At 64.8% G+C, this 16,803-nt stretch carries 16 protein-coding genes; 13 read left to right on the top strand and 3 right to left on the bottom strand.

Annotated elements, in window-relative coordinates; all coding sequences use genetic code 11:
* The first annotated feature begins 20 nt into the window (after positions 1-20).
* A complete protein-coding gene (locus LDZ28_RS25055; RefSeq protein WP_244830109.1) occupies positions 21-761 on the top strand; it encodes a beta-ketoacyl-ACP reductase in 741 nt (246 codons plus the stop codon).
* 10 nt (positions 762-771) lie between these two features.
* Here the strand turns inward: LDZ28_RS25055 and LDZ28_RS25060 are convergent, their stop codons facing one another.
* Both LDZ28_RS25060 and LDZ28_RS25065 read right to left on the bottom strand, forming a co-directional pair.
* A complete protein-coding gene (locus LDZ28_RS25060) occupies positions 772-2,181 on the bottom strand; it encodes an HdeD family acid-resistance protein (protein ID WP_244830110.1) in 1,410 nt (469 codons plus the stop codon).
* A gap of 113 nt (positions 2,182-2,294) precedes the next feature.
* Positions 2,295-3,167 (bottom strand): GNAT family N-acetyltransferase, encoded by an 873-nt coding sequence (locus LDZ28_RS25065; RefSeq protein WP_244830111.1) that lies wholly within the window; start codon positions 3,165-3,167, stop codon positions 2,295-2,297.
* Positions 3,168-3,404: 237 nt separating this feature from the next.
* Here LDZ28_RS25065 and LDZ28_RS25070 point away from each other — a divergent pair, with 237 nt between their 5' ends.
* The 12 genes from LDZ28_RS25070 to LDZ28_RS25120 all read left to right on the top strand — a co-directional run bounded on the left by LDZ28_RS25070 (position 3,405) and on the right by LDZ28_RS25120 (position 15,902).
* Positions 3,405-4,883, top strand: a complete 1,479-nt coding sequence (locus tag LDZ28_RS25070) for an aldehyde dehydrogenase (RefSeq protein ID WP_244830112.1) — start codon at positions 3,405-3,407, stop codon at positions 4,881-4,883.
* Between the two features lie 70 nt (positions 4,884-4,953).
* Entirely contained in the window at positions 4,954-5,085 is a 132-nt protein-coding gene (locus LDZ28_RS32735) for a hypothetical protein (RefSeq protein WP_255784709.1), read from the top strand.
* Positions 5,082-5,750 (top strand): haloacid dehalogenase type II, encoded by a 669-nt coding sequence (locus LDZ28_RS25075; RefSeq protein ID WP_244830113.1) that lies wholly within the window; start codon positions 5,082-5,084, stop codon positions 5,748-5,750. Before LDZ28_RS32735 ends, LDZ28_RS25075 begins: the two co-directional genes overlap by 4 nt.
* Before the next feature lie 22 nt (positions 5,751-5,772).
* The gene (locus LDZ28_RS25080; protein ID WP_244830114.1) at positions 5,773-7,047 is read left to right on the top strand and encodes an FAD-binding oxidoreductase; all 1,275 of its coding nucleotides are present in this window, start codon (positions 5,773-5,775) and stop codon (positions 7,045-7,047) included.
* A gap of 86 nt (positions 7,048-7,133) precedes the next feature.
* Positions 7,134-8,750, top strand: a complete 1,617-nt coding sequence (locus LDZ28_RS25085) for an ABC transporter substrate-binding protein (protein ID WP_244830115.1) — start codon at positions 7,134-7,136, stop codon at positions 8,748-8,750.
* A 75-nt stretch (positions 8,751-8,825) separates the two neighbouring features.
* Positions 8,826-9,782, top strand: coding sequence for an ABC transporter permease (locus LDZ28_RS25090; protein ID WP_244830116.1), 957 nt, complete (start codon positions 8,826-8,828; stop codon positions 9,780-9,782).
* The gene (locus LDZ28_RS25095; protein ID WP_244830117.1) at positions 9,779-10,723 is read left to right on the top strand and encodes an ABC transporter permease; all 945 of its coding nucleotides are present in this window, start codon (positions 9,779-9,781) and stop codon (positions 10,721-10,723) included. Before LDZ28_RS25090 ends, LDZ28_RS25095 begins: the two co-directional genes overlap by 4 nt.
* Complete coding sequence (locus LDZ28_RS25100) at positions 10,720-12,567, top strand: ABC transporter ATP-binding protein (protein WP_244830118.1); 1,848 nt, start codon at positions 10,720-10,722, stop codon at positions 12,565-12,567. Before LDZ28_RS25095 ends, LDZ28_RS25100 begins: the two co-directional genes overlap by 4 nt.
* Positions 12,564-12,884: a (2Fe-2S)-binding protein gene (locus LDZ28_RS25105; protein WP_244830119.1), complete on the top strand. Its 321-nt coding sequence runs from the start codon at positions 12,564-12,566 to the stop codon at positions 12,882-12,884. The genes LDZ28_RS25100 and LDZ28_RS25105 overlap by 4 nt, the downstream gene beginning before the upstream one ends.
* Positions 12,863-14,281, top strand: coding sequence for an FAD/NAD(P)-binding oxidoreductase (locus tag LDZ28_RS25110; protein WP_244830120.1), 1,419 nt, complete (start codon positions 12,863-12,865; stop codon positions 14,279-14,281). The genes LDZ28_RS25105 and LDZ28_RS25110 overlap by 22 nt, the downstream gene beginning before the upstream one ends.
* Positions 14,278-15,447 (top strand): FAD-binding oxidoreductase, encoded by a 1,170-nt coding sequence (locus LDZ28_RS25115; protein ID WP_244830121.1) that lies wholly within the window; start codon positions 14,278-14,280, stop codon positions 15,445-15,447. Before LDZ28_RS25110 ends, LDZ28_RS25115 begins: the two co-directional genes overlap by 4 nt.
* Positions 15,444-15,902, top strand: coding sequence for a helix-turn-helix domain-containing protein (locus LDZ28_RS25120; RefSeq protein WP_244830122.1), 459 nt, complete (start codon positions 15,444-15,446; stop codon positions 15,900-15,902). The genes LDZ28_RS25115 and LDZ28_RS25120 overlap by 4 nt, the downstream gene beginning before the upstream one ends.
* On the opposite strand, the gene LDZ28_RS25125 is transcribed toward LDZ28_RS25120, so the two are convergent.
* Positions 15,816-16,787: a LysR family transcriptional regulator gene (locus LDZ28_RS25125; RefSeq protein ID WP_244830123.1), complete on the bottom strand. Its 972-nt coding sequence runs from the start codon at positions 16,785-16,787 to the stop codon at positions 15,816-15,818. The genes LDZ28_RS25120 and LDZ28_RS25125 overlap by 87 nt on opposite strands.
* Positions 16,788-16,803 lie beyond the last annotated feature (16 nt).

A 16,803-nucleotide genomic window follows, 5' to 3' on the forward strand; every position in this document is an offset into this window, starting at 1 on the left:
TTAAAACAAGGTTCGAACGAATGAGACTGAAAGGAAAAGTAGCGATCATCACGGGCGCGGCGCAGGGCATCGGCGCGGCCACGGCACTCAAGTTCGCGCAGGAAGGCGCGATCGTCGCGGCATGCGACCGCAACGCGGAAGCGCTGGGAGCGGTGGTCGAAGCATGTCGGCAAGCGGGCGCCGAAGCGAGCGCATTTTGCGTCGATATGTCGGATCGCGAGCGCGTCGACGAGATGGTGGCGACGGTGCGCGACCGCTACAAGCGCATCGACGTGCTCGTGAACAATGCGGGCATCACGCGTGACGCACGCCTGCAGAAAATGACGCTCAAGCAATTCGACGATGTCATCGACGTGAATCTGCGCGCCGTCTTTCACGCGAGCCAGGCCGTGGTCGATGGCATGATCGCGCAAGGTTCGGGCGTGATCCTGAATGCGAGTTCGGTGGTCGGCATCTACGGCAATTTCGGGCAGACCAATTACGCGGCGGCCAAGTTCGGCGTGATCGGTTTCACGAAAACGTGGAGCCGTGAACTCGGGCCGAAGGGCATCCGCGTGAATGCGGTTGCACCCGGTTTCGTCGATACCCCGATTCTCGCGACCATCCCCGCCGAAGTGCTAGAAAAGATGCGCGCCGATGTGCCGCTCGGCCGTCTCGGCAAGCCCGAGGAAGTCGCGAATGTCTATGCGTTCCTCGCAAGCGACGAAGCCAGTTACGTCAACGGCGCGGTGATCGAGGTAGCGGGCGGCATGACGCTTTGAAGGTTGGCGTTCAGCCCGGTTCCTTCACTTGCCCGGCTTGCGCGGCGGCGTCTTGCGCCGCCTCTTCTTCCGCACGCCAGCGCTGACGCGATCGATACATCGTCGCCAGCGCAATGCGCGCCATCTTCACCCAGCCCGAACGGCGCGGATCGGCCAGCATGCTGAGCGCGCGCGCGTAGTCGAGCGTGAGGCCCGGCGTCCACGCCATGGTCGCCGCGCGCTTGCGCACTTGCGCCGCCACCCATAGCTCGGGCGTCGTCATGATGCGCACGAGCGGATTCCACCCGCCGCGCTTGCCCCACACACGCGCCGATGCGCCTTCGATGGCCGCTTCGAGCGCGCGCGCCACGGTGCTCGAACAGTTGCGATACGTGAGGTTGTAGGTCGTGTCGCGCTGATATTCCTGCCAGAAGCGCGCGAGCCTTTCGGGATCGTAATTGCGGATGCGTACCTGTTGCGTCGACGGGCACCATGCTTTCGATTCGGTCGCGTAGTCGGGTTGAAACATGCCGGGCACATCGTTATCGCGGGTCGCACGCAAGAGGCGCGAGAACTCGTCCGGCGAGCGGTCTATCTCCACCGCCGGATACAGGCTGATATACACGCCCTCGGGCGTTTCGAGCGCGGCATGGCCGGTCGAGATGGTGCCGTTGCGGTCGACGGCGGCAATGTACCGGTCGATGATCAACTGCCTGCGCGGCTGCATCTTCGCGGTGCCGACCGGCGTCCATACATGCACGGTCAAGGCGGCTTCGTCGGGTCCGGGAGGGCCGTCCCAGACGACGCCCGCGACCGGCGTGCGTGCCGCCTGCACGGACGCCTGCGATGCAGCTGCGGCGGCCGCGGCGTCATCGGCTGCGGGGTTGCGCGCGAGACGCCGCACGCGCGAGGCGAGCAGCAGCATGTTCCATCCACCGAAGAAAAGGCCAAACGCCACGCAATAAGCCACCGTGCCCGCGTAGTAATCCGGATACGGCTGGTAGAAGAAAATGGCGATGGCGATCTCGAACACGCCGCCTGCCATCGCGAGCTTCCAGCGGCGATAGCGGACCACGCGCGCGGAGACGATCTGCAACGCGCCATCCACGAGAAAGAGCGTGCCGAAGATGAGCGACAGCACGAAGTTGCCGCGCTCGCCGCCGATCAGCACGAGCAGCGCCGACAAAGAGAACGCCGCGCTCTTAACGTAGCGCAGCGTGCGTTGCCCGCCCATGCCGGTCCACGCAACCGCAAGCGTGGCGAGTCCTTCGAGCAGCAAGGCGAGCGCGAACGGGATGATGGGAAAGTACAGCGAGCCGTCGAGGGCATCGACGAAAATGACTCCGCCCAGCGCGATGCTCAGAAAGCCGAGCACCATGACTTCGCGCCAGCGCGTGCGCAGATAGTCCACGCCGAGAAGAATCATCACGAGACGAACCATGTCGAAGCTCCGTCGAACTGTTCGGTGCGTGGAGTGCGTCCATTCGCAAACGACGCGGCCACTCACTATATAAAGCATCGGACGGGGAAGCGGCAAGCTCGCGATGACAAGCCCTAACCTAACGCCTGACTGGCGATGGCGTATTCGATCGATATGGCATCGACGGGCAAGGGACCATTGCGCACCACGCGCTCGATGCTGTCGACATGCGGCAAGCCGAGGCCTTCGAGCCATGTCGAAAGTCCGAGCCTCGCGGGGGTATCGACACGTACGAACATACCTGCATGCAGCGCGAGCCAATAACTGATGAGCGCTTTCGCGCGGCTTTCATTCGGCGAGTCGGGCGCGACCACAGGGCCGATCACATGACCGTCGCCGAAGCGCCGGAACAATGCGAAGCCGAGCAACTCGCCGTCGCGATCGAGCGCGATACCGCTTGCGACATCGAGCAATTGCGGCAGCACGGCGCTCCGATCCAGCCCGCTTGCACGCGAGGCGAGATCGACCAGACGCGGCGTGTCGTTCGCGCCGATGGGCCGCAGCCGCTCGCCCGGCGGCAGCGAAACGAGCGGCGGCTGAAACGCCGCGCCCTGATGCTGATGGATGGTGCCGGTCTTCTCGAAGCCGAGCGTTTCGCATAGCGCGAGCCCGGAACCGATCGCATGCATGACGACCGTGCGCGCGCCGAGTTCTCCTATGTGCCGCTCGATCAGCTCACGGCCGATGCCGAGTTGCTGATGCTCCGGCGATACGATGAACATGCCGATGGACGCGGCCTCCACACCGAACTTCCACGCGAGCGCCGTACCGACCACCGCGCCGGAAGCGTCGACGGCGGCGATGCCGCTGCTGGTCTGCGCGGCAAATCGCCAGTCGTCCGGGCGATGCCGCCACCGGACGGCGCTCGACAACGCGTGTCCTGCCGCGATGTCGTCGGGCGTGAAAGCGCGATATCGAATCGCATCGTGCTGATTAGAGTCGGGCACGCCGGCCTCCTGGTTCTGAGCGTTCTGTAGACGGTTATCGCGACTGTGACATCGCACAACGCGCATGACTAGGACGATCTTCCTATCAAGCGTTGCGCTTTTGATGCAATGCAAAACCACGGGTTAGGCGTGCAAGAACGCGCCCGATATGCCGATTGCGCAATTTTGTCAGCGAATTATGCCGGGCCTTCGGACCTAAGATTTCATACGACATCAACGCATACAAGGCCCAAGCACATGGACCGTTTCGATCCCGCCGTCATTGCCGTGCCGCGCGGCCACTTCATCGGCGGCGAGTTCGTCGATGCAGGCATCACGCGCATCGACGTCACGCGGCCTTCGGATGGCGTCGCGTACGCATCCATTCCAGTCGCCGATGCGGCCATGATCGACCACGCCGTGCAGAACGCCTACACCGCGTGGCGCACGAGCGGCTGGGCAAGCTGCGCGCCGCGCGAGCGGGCCCGCGTGCTGCGCCGTTTCGCGGATCTCGTTGCCGCCGACGCTGCCACGCTCGCGCCGCTCGAAGCGCTCGGCTCCACGCGTCCCGTGCGCGATGCATTCAACTGGGACGTGCCGTTCACCGCCGAAGGCATCCGCTTCTACGCGGAACTCGCCGACAAGATCGGCGGTGAGGTCGCGGCGACGGATCATCGGCATCTCGGCATGACCATGACCGAGCCGTATGGCGTGATCGGCGCCATCGCACCGTGGAATTTTCCGCTGGTGATGGCGTCGTGGAAGATCGCGCCGGCGCTCGCGGCCGGTAACGCGGTGGTTCTCAAGCCTTCGGAGATGACGCCGTTCTCGGTGCTGCGTCTCGCCCGGCTCGCGCTCGAAGCAGGCGTGCCGCCAGGCATCTTCAATGTCGTTCAGGGCGATGGCCGCACGACCGGCGACGCGCTCGTGCGTCATCCGCGCATCGCCAAGGTGACGTTCACGGGTTCGACACGCACGGGCGCCGCGATCATGGCCGCCTGCGCCGAAACCGGCACCAAGCCCGTGACGCTGGAACTGGGCGGCAAGAGTCCGCAGATCGTCTTCGCGGATGCCCCGCGTATCGATGAAGTCGCGCGGCGTATCGCCGGTGCGATCGCCGGCAACGCGGGCCAGGTATGCGTCGCGGGATCGCGGCTCCTGGTCGAGCGTTCGATTGCGGATGAACTCGCCGAACGCATTGCACATGTATTCGGCGAACTGCATGCCGGACCGACCTGGGCCGCCGACACCACCTTGCCGCCGATCATCTCCGAGCCGCAAGCCGCGCGAATCGAAGCGATCGTACAACGCAGCGTCGCGAGCGGCGCCGCGCTGCGCTGCGGCGGAGAACGCCCGCGTGCCGCGACGCCCGGACCGTTCTATGCGCCGACGCTTCTGACCGGCGTGACACAGGAAACGGAAGCCGTGCGCCACGAAATCTTCGGCCCGGTGCTGACCTTGCAGACCTTCGACAGCGAAGAGGAAGCGCTCGCACTCGCCGCTCACCCCGACTATGGCCTCGCCGCCGGCGTGCACACGGCGGACCTCGGCCGCGCGCTGCGCATGGTGCGCGGCATCGAGGCGGGCACGGTGTGGGTCAACCGCTACGGCCGCACCAGCGACTTCGTGATTCCCACCGGCGGCTACAAGGGTTCGGGCATCGGCAAGGACCTCGGGCGGCAAGCCTTCGAAGCCAATTTTCGCATCAAGAGCGTGCTGATCGACATCGGTCAATGAACGATCGATCGTGCGTCGAAAGCGCGCCGCATAAGCTGCTGCGGACATGCCTCGAAACGAGTTGTTTTGCATGGTCGAAGCACCCGCATTCAACGACATCAGTATTTTTGCCCTGATTAAATTTTCTTCAGGAAATGCGTTTTTCCTGGCCCTCGCCCCTGAACCCTGCGCGGTTCATTACCCGATAGGACTGACACCATGATCGATTTCGAGCCTAAGTACATCACCTTCGACTGCTACGGCACGCTGACGAAGTTCCGCATGGCCGATATGGCCCGCGAGATGTACGGCGACCGTCTGAAGGGCGCCGAGCTTGAAAAGTTCGTCGCATTCTTTTCCGGATACCGCCGCGACGAAGTGCTCGGCGCGTGGAAGCCGTATCGCGATGTCATCGTCAATGCCGTGCGCCGTGCGTGCCAGCGCATGAACGTCGAGTTCAACGAAGCCGAAGCCGAAAAGTACTACCTCGCCGTGCCGAGCTGGGGCCCGCATCCGGACGTCCCGGAAGGTCTGTCGCGTCTCGCTTCGAAGTACAAGCTAGTGATTCTCTCGAACGCATCGAACGACCAGATTCAAAGCAACGTCGACAAGCTCGGCGCGCCGTTCCATCGCGTGTTCACGGCACAGCAGGCGCAGTCGTACAAGCCGCGCATGCAAGGCTTCGAGTACATGTTCGAACAGCTCGACTGCAACCCCGAAGACGTGCTGCACGTGTCGTCGAGCCTGCGCTACGACCTGATGACCGCGCACGACATGGGCGTGAAGCACAAGGCGTTCGTCAAGCGCGGCCACGAGCCGAGCACGCCGTACTACGAGTACTACGAAGTCGACACCATCGGCGATCTCGCCACCGAGCTCGGCCTGTAATCGTCATCCACCGGACCCGCCGATGAAACTCGACTCCTACTGGCTCGATACCGCACCCGCCTTCACGGCGGCGCAGGAAGGCCCGGCCGATGGCCGGGTCGATGTGGCGGTGATCGGCGGCGGCTTCACCGGTCTGTCGGCGGCGCTGGCGCTTGCCAAACGCGGCGCGAGCGTCGCCGTGTTCGATGCGGGGAAAATGGGCGGCGGCGCTTCCGGGCGCAACGGCGGCCAGTGCAACACCGGCGTGGCGCAGGACTATGCGGCGTTGCGCTCGCAACTGGGCGTCGAGCGTGCGCAGGGCTGTTATCGCGCGTATGCGGCCGCCGTCGATACCGTCGAGCGTTTGATTCGCGAGGAAGGTATCGATTGCGATTATGTTTCGACGGGCAAGCTCAAGCTCGCGTCGAAGCCGCATCATCTCGCGCATATCGAACGGACCGCCGAACTCATTCGCCGCGAAGTCGATCCCGATATCGACGTGCTGACTCGCGAACAGGTTCGCGGCGAAGTGCAGTCGGACAGTTTTCATGGCGGCTTGCTGCAACGTCATGGTGGCCAGATGCATATGGGCAAGTTCGCGGCGGGTCTTGCGAACGCCGCCGTGCGGCAAGGCGCGAAGCTTTTCGAACATGCGGAAGTGCGCGGCATCACGAAGGAAGACGGCGGATTTCGAGTCGATACGGCGCGCGGCGCGGTGAGCGCAAAGCAAGTGTTGATCGCGACCGGTCCTTCCAAGCACGGTCCGTTCTCATGGTACAGACGCAGGCTCGCGCCGGTGGGCTCGTTCATCATCGTGACCGCGCCGCTGCCGGCAGAAGAGCTCGCGCGCATCTTGCCCAAGCGCCGCTCCTACACCACGAGCCGCCTCATGCATAACTATTTTCGCGTGACGCCGGATGCGCGTTTGCTGTTCGGCGGACGCGCGCGCTTCACGGCATCCGAAAGACCTTCGGATGCGAAGAGCGGCCGCATCCTGCAGGACAACCTCGCGCAGATGTTCCCGAGTCTCGCGAGCGTAGGCATCGACTATTGCTGGGGCGGTCTCGTCGATATCACCGCGGACCGTCTGCCGCGCGCCGGGCAGCACGACGGCATCTACTTTTCGATGGGCTACAGCGGCCACGGCACGCAGATGTCCACGCACATGGGCCAGGTCATGGCCGACGTGATGAACGGCAAGGCCGACGCCAATCCGTGGCGCGATTTCGACTGGCCCGCCATTCCGGGTCACACGGGCAAGCCGTGGTTCCTGCCGTTGGTCGGTGCGTACTACTCGATCAAAGACGTTTTCTATTGAAGCATCGAAGCATCGAAGCAAATACAGCCAGCCGGAAACAACCGAGCCGGCGATTCATTCAGCCCCAATCTCACGCGGAGAAGTTCATGAGCATCGATCAATCGCCTGATGCAGTCGACCATGCCGGTATCCGGCTCGACGAACTGACGAAAAAAGGCGCGTCGCGCCGTAGCGTGCTGCGCGCGCTGACCGCGGGCGGCTTGCTGTCCGTCACCGGCACGGGCCTGCTTTCCGTGAGCGGCGCCGCATTTGCGCAGGAAAAGCCGAAGCAGGGCGGACGGATTCGCGTGGCGACGCAATCGTCTTCGTCCGCCGATACGCTCGACCCCGCCAAGGGCGCGCTCGGCACCGACTACGTGCGCGGCTTCATGATCTACAACGGCCTGACCGAACTGGATTCGCATCTCGGCGCGCAGATGTCGCTGGCTGAATCGCTCGAAACGAAAGACGCGACCGTGTGGGTCGTGAAGCTTAGAAGCGGCGTGCAGTTCCACGACGGCAAGTCGCTCGCGCCGCAGGACGTGATCTATTCGCTGATGCGTCACAAGGATGCAGCGGTCGGCTCGAAGGCCAAGACCATTGCCGACCAGTTCAAGGACGTGAAGGCCACCGGCCCGAACGAAGTGACCATCACGCTCGCCGGCGCGAACGCCGACCTGCCCGTGATTCTCGCGGATTCGCACTTCCTCATCATCAAGGACGGCACCACCGACTTCAAGACGGCGATCGGCACGGGTCCGTTCAAGGTCAAGGAATTCACGCCGGGCGTGCGTACGGTCGGCGTGCGCAACGAGAAGTACTGGAAGCCGGGCCTGCCGCATCTGGACGAAGTGGAGCTGATCGGTATCGCCGATGAATCCGCGCGCGTCAACGCGCTTCTGTCCGGCGACGTGCAACTGATCAACGCCGTGAGCGCGCGCTCGACGGACCGCATCAAGGGCACGCAAGGCTTCAACGTGCTGGAAACGAAGACGGGTCAATACACCGACCTGATCGTGCGCGACGACGGCGGCATCACGGGCACGAGCGATTTCCGGCGCGGCATGATGCACTTGATGGATCGCGACCAGATTCGCCAGACCGTGTTTCGCGGCTATGGCGCAATCGGCAACGACCAGCCGATCGATCCGACCAACAAGTACTACATGGCCGGTCTGCCGCAACGCAAGTTCGATCCGGACAAGGCCAAGTTCTACTTCCAGAAGGCGAAGCTCGGCAGCGCGCCGGTGCAACTGTACGCATCGCCGGCGGCTGAGGGTTCGGTCGAAATGGCCGTGCTCTTGCAACAGGTCGCGCCGCAAGCGGGCCTGAATCTGCAAGTGGTGCGCGTGCCCGCCGACGGCTATTGGTCGAATCACTGGATGAAGCATCCGCTCGGCTACGGCAACATCAACGCACGCCCGAGCGCGGATGTGCTCTTCACGCAGTTCTTCAAGTCCGATGCACCGTGGAACGAAGCCAACTGGAAAAACCCGCAGTTCGACCAGATGCTGGTGGCCGCGCGCGGCGAGCCGGACGACGCCAAGCGCAAGAAGATCTACGGCGACATGCAACAGCTCGTGCACGAGGACGGCGGCATTGGCATTCCGATGTTCCAAAGTTCCCTCGATGCCCACACCGCGAAGCTCAAGGGCCTCGGCTCGATTCCGCTCGCCGGTCTCGGCGGCTTCATGTTCGCGGAAAAGGTCTGGCTCACGGCGTAAAGCACGCTGCGTCTCAAGCGACATCGCGCGCCCTCAACGGACGGCGCGCGAACCTCAAACCGGAGGCGATTTCCGATGAAAGTTCATGCGCAACGACTCGTCGCCACGCGCATCGGCCTCGCGTTGCTGACCTTGCTGATCGTCTCGGCGGTGGTGTTCGGCATCACGGGTCTCTTGCCCGGCGATGCCGCACAGCAGGCGCTCGGCCAGGCGGCCACGCCCGAGCAGGTCACGGCCCTGCGTCACGAGTACGGGCTCGATCAGCCCGCGCTGCAACGCTACGTGCAATGGCTCGTGCATGTGGTCTCGGGCAACTTCGGCACGTCGCTGTCGAACAATCTCCCGGTGAGTCAGCTGATCGCCTCGCGTCTGCCGAATTCGCTCGTGCTGGCCGGTTTGACCGCGCTGGTTTCGGTGCCGGTGGCGCTCTTCATCGGCATCGTATCGGCCATGTTTCGCGGCTCGCTGCTCGACCGCGCGCTCAACGTGCTGACGCTTTCGACCGTGGCCGTGCCCGAGTTTCTCGTCGCGACCATCGCCGTCCTGATCTTCGCGGTGAAGCTGCGCTGGCTGCCAGCGCTCTCGTATCTCTCGGATGTGTCGTCGTTCGGCGCGCTCTTGCGGGTCTACGCGATGCCAGTGATGACGCTCTGCTGCGTGATCGTCGCGCAAATGGCACGCATGACGCGCGCGGCGGTGCTGGATCAGCTCAACGCGTCTTACGTGGAGATGGCGCGTCTAAAGGGCGCATCGCCGATGCGCGTGGTGTTGCGGCACGTCTTGCCCAACACCATCGGCCCGATTGCGAACGCGGTGGCGCTGAGTCTCTCGTATCTCTTCGGCGGCGTGGTGATCGTCGAATCGATTTTTAACTATCCCGGTCTTGCAAGCCTCATGGTCGATGCCGTCACCAACCGCGACATGCCGCTCGTGCAGGGCTGCGTCATGGTGTTCTGCGCGGCGTATCTCGCGCTCGTGCTGATTGCCGACCTGGCCCAGATCGTATCCAACCCACGGCTGCGTCAACGATGAATCGTCCCTCGACACCTCACGTGCCACACGCCTCGCAGGTCATGTACGAGCCGGAGCCCGGAATACCGGACGTGGCCGAAGCGCCGGTCATCGTGCAGAAGCGCGGCCCGCTGCGGCGTCTCGCCGGACGCTTCTCGCTGCTCGGCTTGATCGGTCTTTTCATCGTCGTGTTCTGGCTCGCGGTCGCGTTCCTGGCTCCGCTCGTCGCGCCGTACAAAGGCGGCGCGATGACTTCCATCGACATCTTCGGCAGCTATAGCGCGGCGCACTGGCTCGGCACCGATTATCTCGGCCGCGACATGCTGTCCCGCGTGCTGTACGGCACGCAGTACACGGTGGGCCTCGCGCTCGCGGCGACGCTGCTCGCGAGTTTCATCGGCACGTTCTTCGGTCTGATCGCGGCTGTGTCTGGCCGCTGGGTCGATGAAATCCTGAGCCGCTTCTTCGATGCGCTCATCTCCATTCCGAGCAAGGTGCTCGCGCTGGTGGTGATCGCCGCGTTCGGCTCGTCGATTCCCATGCTGACGATGGTCGCCGCGCTCGCCTACATTCCCGGCGCGTTCCGCATTTCGCGCTCGCTCGCGGTCAACATCATGACGCTTGAATACGTGCAGGTGGCAAGAGCGCGCGGCGAGAAGCTGTTCTATATCGCTCGCGTCGAAGTGCTGCCGAACATGATCCACCCGATGCTCGCCGACTTCGGTCTGCGCTTCGTGTTCATCGTGTTGCTGCTGTCGGGCCTGAGCTTTCTCGGCCTCGGTGTCCAGCCGCCGAACGCGGACTGGGGTTCGCTCGTGCGCGAGAACATCGGCGGTCTGGCGGAAGGCGCGCCGGCCGTGCTCATGCCGGCGGTCGCCATCGCCACGCTGACGGTCGGCGTGAATCTGCTCATCGACAGCCTGCGCCGCCACGGTGCGCGCGGCAACGGAGGCGCGCAATGACCACCAACATGATCGAAGTGAAAGGCCTGCGCGTGGTCGCGGGCGCGGCGCCGGACCCGGTCGTCGAGATCGTGAAAGGCGTGGACTTCGTCGTGAAGAAGGGCGAAGTGCTCGCGCTGATCGGCGAGTCGGGCTCGGGCAAGACGACGATTGCGCTGGCGCTGCTCGGCCATGCGCGCACCGGCTGCGCGATTGCGGGCGGTTCCGTCAAGATCGGCGACACCGAAGTGCTCGAACTGAGTGAAAAGGGCCGTCGCGCGCTGCGCTCGCGCACGGTGGCTTATGTGGCCCAGAGCGCGTCGGCGGGGTTCAATCCGGCACGCACGATCATGGATCAGGTGACCGAGCCCGCGTTGCTGCACAAACTCATGTCCGCCGCGGCGGCGCGCGAGAAGGCGGTCGCGTTGTTCCGCGCGCTCGCGTTGCCGAATCCGGAAAGCATTGGCGACCGGTATCCGCATCAGGTCTCGGGCGGGCAGTTGCAGCGGTTGATGGCCGCGATGGCGCTGATCACCGATCCCGCCGTCGTCGTGTTCGACGAACCGACCACCGCGCTCGATGTGACCACGCAGATCGAAGTCCTCGCCGCATTCAAGCGCGTGGTGCGCGAACTCGGCACGACGGCGGTGTACGTATCGCACGACCTCGCCGTGGTGGCGCAGATGGCGGACCGCATCGTCGTGCTGAACGGCGGACGCGTGCGCGAGAACGGCGCGACCGCGCAAGTGCTCGACGCTCCCGCCGACGATTACACGCGCCAGTTGCTCGGCGCGGTGCGGCGCCCCGATGCGCTGCTCGCCGAACTCTCGCCGCTCACCAGTCAGGGCGAAAAGCCGTTGCTGGAAATTCGCCGCCTGAGCGCGGGTTATGGCCGTGTCGATGCGAACGGCGTGCCCGCCGTGCGCGTGCTCGACGACGTGAGCCTGAAGATCGCGCGTGGCAGCACGCTCGGTGTGATCGGCGAATCGGGATCGGGCAAGACGACGCTTGCACGCGTGGTCGCGGGTCTGGTGGACCGGGCGCGCGGCGACGTGCTGCTCGACGGCAAGCCGCTGCCGGCCAAGCTCTCCGAACGTACGCTCGAACAATACCGGCGCGTGCAGATCGTGTTCCAGAACGCCGATACCGCGCTCAACCCGAGCCGTACCATCGCCGATATTCTCGCGCGGCCGATGAACTTCTATCACGGCCTGCGCGGTGCGGCGGCACGGAAGCGCATGCTGGAACTGCTCGATCTGGTGAAGCTGCCCGCAGCGATTGCGAAGCGCCAGCCGGGCGGTTTGTCGGGCGGACAGAAGCAGCGCGTGAATCTGGCGCGCGCGCTCGCCGCCGACCCCGCGCTCATTCTCTGCGACGAAGTCACGTCCGCGCTCGATACGGTGGTCGGCGCGGCCATTCTCGATTTGCTCGCGGAATTGCGCCGCGAACTCGGCGTCTCGCTCATGTTCATCAGCCACGACATCTCGACGGTGCGGGCCATCTGCGACGAAGTCATCGTGCTGTATGCGGGCCAGTGTGTCGAAGCGGGCCAGCGCGAGTCGCTTTCGCATCCGCCGTATCACCCGTACACGGGTCTGCTCGTCGATTCGGTGCCTGCGCTGCAACCGGGCTGGCTCGACGAGCGGCGCGCATCGACGCTGACTGCCTTGCCCGTGCTCGGCTCGGATAGCGGCGTGGATGCGTTGTGCAGCTTCCGTGCGCGTTGCACGGTGCGCATCGACGGCAAGTGCAACGTGACACCGCCATCGGTCAAGACCTTGCCTTCGGGCGCCGCCATTCTGTGCCACCGCTCGGCCGACGACCTCACGCGCATGCAGACACAAGACAACGCGGTGGCTGCATGAACGCACGTTTCGTGAGAGTGGCGGAGACGGGGCGCAAAACGGTGACCATCGTTATCGACGGCAGCATCGCACAGGCCAAGGAAGGCGACACGCTGATGGTCGCGCTGCTGACGGCGCAAGACACCTTGCGCGATTCCGAGTTCGGCGATGGCCGCCGCGCCGGTTTCTGCCTGATGGGCGCGTGCCAGGATTGCTGGGTTTGGACCGCGAGCGGCGAACGCCTGCGCGCCTGCACGACGCCGGTTGAAGAAGGCATGTCGATCGTCACACGCATCGGTCAGACGAAGGAGGGTGTATGGCCGCGCGCGAGCGTTTGAAGGTCGTGGTCATCGGCGGCGGACCGGCGGGCGTGCGCGCAGCCGAAGCGCTCGTGCGCGCGGGCTTGCGTCCGACCGTGGTCGATGAAGGACGGCGCGACGGCGGGCAGATTTATCGGCGGCAGCCCGACGGGTTTTCGCGCTCGTATGAAACGCTTTATGGCAGCGAAGCCGTCCGCGCTCAGTCGCTGCATCGCACGTTCGACGGCTTGCGCGCGCAGATCGACTATCTGCCCGAGACGCTCGTGTGGAACATCGAACCGAACGTGGTGCACATCGTCAGCGGCACGCGTTATCGCAAGCTCGACTTCGACGCGCTCATCGTGTGCAGCGGCGCCACCGACCGCCTCATGCCGGTGCCGGGCTGGCATCACGCAGGCACGTATAGCCTCGGCGGCGCGCAGGTCGCGCTGAAGTCGCAAGGCTGTGCAATCGGCGCGCGCACGGTGCTGATGGGCACGGGACCGCTGCTCTATCTCGTCGCCGCGCAATACGTCAAAGCAGGCGCGACGGTCGGTGCGGTGCTGGACACCTCGACGCTTGCACAACGCATTCGCGCATTGCCGCAACTGCTCGCCATGCCATCGACGCTCGTCAAGGGGATCGGCTTGATGCGCGTATTGCGTCGCGCGGGTATGGCGGTGCATCGCGGCATCACGCCGGTTGGCATCGGCGGGACGGCCGAACATGGCGTCACCGGCGTGCGCGTTGAAACGGCGAACGGCGCGCAACTCGATATTGCCTGCGATGCCGTCGCGCTCGGCTATCACCTCCGTCCCGAAACGCAGCTCGCCGATCTCGCGGGCTGCGAATTCGTCTTCGATCAGGCCGCGCGGCAATGGCTTGCTCGCATCGACGGCGATGGCCGCAGCAGCGTGCCCGGCGTCTATCTCGCGGGTGACGGCGCACGCGTGCGCGGCGCGGACGCCGCCGAGCGCTCCGGACAACTCGCGGCGCTCGCCGCCTTGCACGATGCGGGGCTCGCGCCCGACAACGCGCGCGTCACGCAATTACGCGCCGAACTTGCGCGCTTCACGCGATTCGCCGCCGGCCTGCGGGCCGCTTTCCCGTGGCCCGCGCGCTTCGCTGCCGCGCTTCCGGACGAGGCGATCGTCTGCCGCTGTGAAGCCATCACCGCGGGCGAATTGCGTCGCGTGGTACGCGAAATGGGCGCGCGGGAAGCGAATCGCGCGAAGGCGTTTTCCCGCGTCGGCATGGGCCGCTGTCAGGGCCGATATTGCGCGCACGCGGGCGCGGAAGTCATCGCCGCCGAGGCGCGCGTGCCGCTCGAAGCGGTCGGACGTCTGCGCGGACAAGCGCCTGTCAAGCCGCTGCCGATGGCCGTGACGCCGCAGGACGAAGTGCATCGAGGAATCGAAAAGGAGTTGAGCGAATGAACGAGCGCGCCGATGTGATCGTGATCGGCGGCGGTATCGTCGGCACGACGACCGCATTCTTTTTGCGCCGCCGTAAGCGTTCCGTGATCGTGCTCGAACGCGGTCTCACCGGGCAGCAGGCAAGCGGCGTGAACTTCGGCGGCGTGCGTCGCCAGGGCCGCGCGCTTTCGCAACTGGCCATGTCCAATCGCGCCTTGCAGACCTGGAAACGCTCGCGGGAACTGCTCGGCGAAGATGTCGAATTCCTGCCTTCGGGCCATACGCGCGTCTGCTATCACGCGCATGACGCCGAGTATTTTCAGCGCTATGCCGATGAAGCGCGCGCCCACGGCCTCGATCTCGAAGTGCTAGAAGGCCGGGCGATGTTCGAGCGCTTCCCCTTCCTCGGCCGCGAAGTCCTTGCCGCATCCGTTTCGCCGCTCGATGGCCACGCCAATCCGCGACTCGCCGCGCCTGCGTTCGGGCGTGCGGCGGCGCGGCTTGGAGCGCGCATCGTCGAGAACACGGAAGTGGTGCGTATCGAGAAAGAAGCGGGCGGCTTTCGCGTGGAAAGCGCGGCGGGCGACATCTATCGCGCCGAACAAGTGCTGGTATGCGCGGGCGCGTGGGCCAATACCTTGTCGACGCAACTCGGCGAGCCTGTGCCGCTCGTCGCGCGCGGCCCGCAAATGGCCGTGACCGAACCCGTGCCGTATGTCTTCCAGCATTCGATGGGCGTCTACACGACAGTCAAGGCCGAGAGCGTGTACTTCCGCCAGATTCCGCGCGGCAATCTCGTGCTCGGCGGCGGCCCGCCCGGTCCCGCCGATATCGCCACGCGCCGCGCGGGCGTGCTGCCGGAAAACACCGTCGCGCAGATGGCGCAGTTTCGCCGCATGGTGCCGGCGCTCGGACCCTTGCATGTGATACGCGTCTGGAGCGGCGTCGAAAGCTATCTGCCGGATTCGGAACCGGTGATCGGCCCGAGCACGAAAGCCGATGGCCTCTTCTATGCGTTCGGTTTCAGCGGCTCGGGGTTTCAGATCGGGCCGGGCGTGGGCGAAACGCTCGCGGAACTGCTCGATACCGGCGCCACACCCATTCCTCTCGATTCGTTCTCCATTCAACGATTCCAGCGCGGCGCATCGGCACACGCGGAATCGGCCACGTCAGAGACTTCTTCATGAACCACGAGAGCCACGCGAACATCAAGCCCGCCGTGCTCGGCAACGCGCTCGACTATATCGAAGCGAATTTCGACAAGACCGTGAGTCTTGCGCAGCTCGCCGATGTCTCGGCGTTGTCGGTGTCGCGCTTTGCGACCGTGTTTCGCGAGCAGATCGGGCTTTCGCCCTACAAGTATCTGTGCCGCGTGCGGGTGCGGCGTGCGCAGAGTCTGTTGCTCGCGGGCATGCCGGGATCGGTGGTGGCGACGGAAGTCGGCTTTTTCGATCAAAGCCATCTCGCGCGGCATTTCAAGCGCTTGTGCGGCATGACGCCGAGTACGTTCATCGAGCACGCACGCGAGCACGCACGCGACCATGCGGACACGCGTTCAGCCAAGCTCGATGCCGGTTGCCTTAAGGGCGTCGCGAAGACCCAGCCGCGGATACTTGCTCTCGACGACGCGCATGTCGCCTAGCGTCTCCGCGATGAGCCAGTCGCGCACGTCGGCGACGATAGGCCGCAACGGCCGGTTCGGCGGCGTGACGAGGCAGCAGCGCCGGCTCGTCACGATGAGTTCCAGTTCCGCCGGCACGAGCGCGCCTTGCGCGAGCCAGTGAGACGCCACGTTGAGCCAGCCGAGCGCCATGCCTTGCCCGAGCAACGCGGCCTGCACGACGATGGCGTAGTCGTTGAAACTGAGCATGCCGGCGACATGCCGCTCTTGGTCGGCGAACGCATGAAAGCGCTCATGCCAGCCGCGTTCGCCGTCGTCCATGACGATCACCGTATCGCCATGCGCGCGGCCCGCTTCGGTACACGCGGTTTCGTGGTATCGCTCGTTCGATACCGGCAGCAGCGCTTCGGGCATGACCAGCACGGCGTTCTCGTCGATCTCTTCATCGTGAAGGAAGCGCATGCCGAGATCGACATCGACGAGCGGCCCGCCAATGCGCCCCGAGATCAGTTGAAAACGCAGGTCCACCGAAGGAAACGCCTGATTGAGCCGGCTCATGCGCGGCATCAGCCAGTGCGTGGTGAAGGCGGTGGAAACCGACAGCGTGACCGACTCCACGCCGGTGGCGCGTGCCTCGATTTCGCGGATGGCGCTTTCTATGCCATTGAAGCCTTCCGATATCTTGCGATACAGAATGCGCCCGCTTTCCGTCAGTTCGATGCCGCCGCGCACGCGCTCGAAAAGCCGCACGCCGATATGGTCTTCCATGCGCGCGAGCATGCGGCTGACCGCCGGCTGACTCACGTAAAGTTCTTGCGCGGCACGCGTGAAATTACCGCAGCGCGCGGCCGCTTCGAAGACGAAGAGCGCGTTGGCGCTGGGCAGTTTCTTGCGAAGGTTGGGCATGACCTGATGTTATGCC

Source organism: Caballeronia sp. TF1N1, assembly GCF_022878925.1.
Taxonomy (GTDB): domain Bacteria; phylum Pseudomonadota; class Gammaproteobacteria; order Burkholderiales; family Burkholderiaceae; genus Caballeronia.

Bases quoted from the DNA above. Each gene is read 5' to 3' on its own strand.
- LDZ28_RS25095 (WP_244830117.1), top strand. From the start codon at position 9,779: ATGAATCGTCCCTCGACACCTCACGTGCCACACGCCTCGCAGGTCATG.
- LDZ28_RS25075 (WP_244830113.1), top strand. From the start codon at position 5,082: ATGATCGATTTCGAGCCTAAGTACATCACCTTCGACTGCTACGGCACG.
- LDZ28_RS25090 (WP_244830116.1), top strand. From the start codon at position 8,826: ATGAAAGTTCATGCGCAACGACTCGTCGCCACGCGCATCGGCCTCGCG.
- LDZ28_RS25120 (WP_244830122.1), top strand. From the start codon at position 15,444: ATGAACCACGAGAGCCACGCGAACATCAAGCCCGCCGTGCTCGGCAAC.
- LDZ28_RS25105 (WP_244830119.1), top strand. From the start codon at position 12,564: ATGAACGCACGTTTCGTGAGAGTGGCGGAGACGGGGCGCAAAACGGTG.
- LDZ28_RS25060 (WP_244830110.1), bottom strand. From the start codon at position 2,181: ATGGTTCGTCTCGTGATGATTCTTCTCGGCGTGGACTATCTGCGCACG.
- LDZ28_RS25080 (WP_244830114.1), top strand. From the start codon at position 5,773: ATGAAACTCGACTCCTACTGGCTCGATACCGCACCCGCCTTCACGGCG.
- LDZ28_RS25100 (WP_244830118.1), top strand. From the start codon at position 10,720: ATGACCACCAACATGATCGAAGTGAAAGGCCTGCGCGTGGTCGCGGGC.
- LDZ28_RS25115 (WP_244830121.1), top strand. From the start codon at position 14,278: ATGAACGAGCGCGCCGATGTGATCGTGATCGGCGGCGGTATCGTCGGC.
- LDZ28_RS32735 (WP_255784709.1), top strand. From the start codon at position 4,954: ATGGTCGAAGCACCCGCATTCAACGACATCAGTATTTTTGCCCTGATT.
- LDZ28_RS25085 (WP_244830115.1), top strand. From the start codon at position 7,134: ATGAGCATCGATCAATCGCCTGATGCAGTCGACCATGCCGGTATCCGG.
- LDZ28_RS25070 (WP_244830112.1), top strand. From the start codon at position 3,405: ATGGACCGTTTCGATCCCGCCGTCATTGCCGTGCCGCGCGGCCACTTC.
- LDZ28_RS25055 (WP_244830109.1), top strand. From the start codon at position 21: ATGAGACTGAAAGGAAAAGTAGCGATCATCACGGGCGCGGCGCAGGGC.
- LDZ28_RS25110 (WP_244830120.1), top strand. From the start codon at position 12,863: ATGGCCGCGCGCGAGCGTTTGAAGGTCGTGGTCATCGGCGGCGGACCG.
- LDZ28_RS25125 (WP_244830123.1), bottom strand. From the start codon at position 16,787: ATGCCCAACCTTCGCAAGAAACTGCCCAGCGCCAACGCGCTCTTCGTC.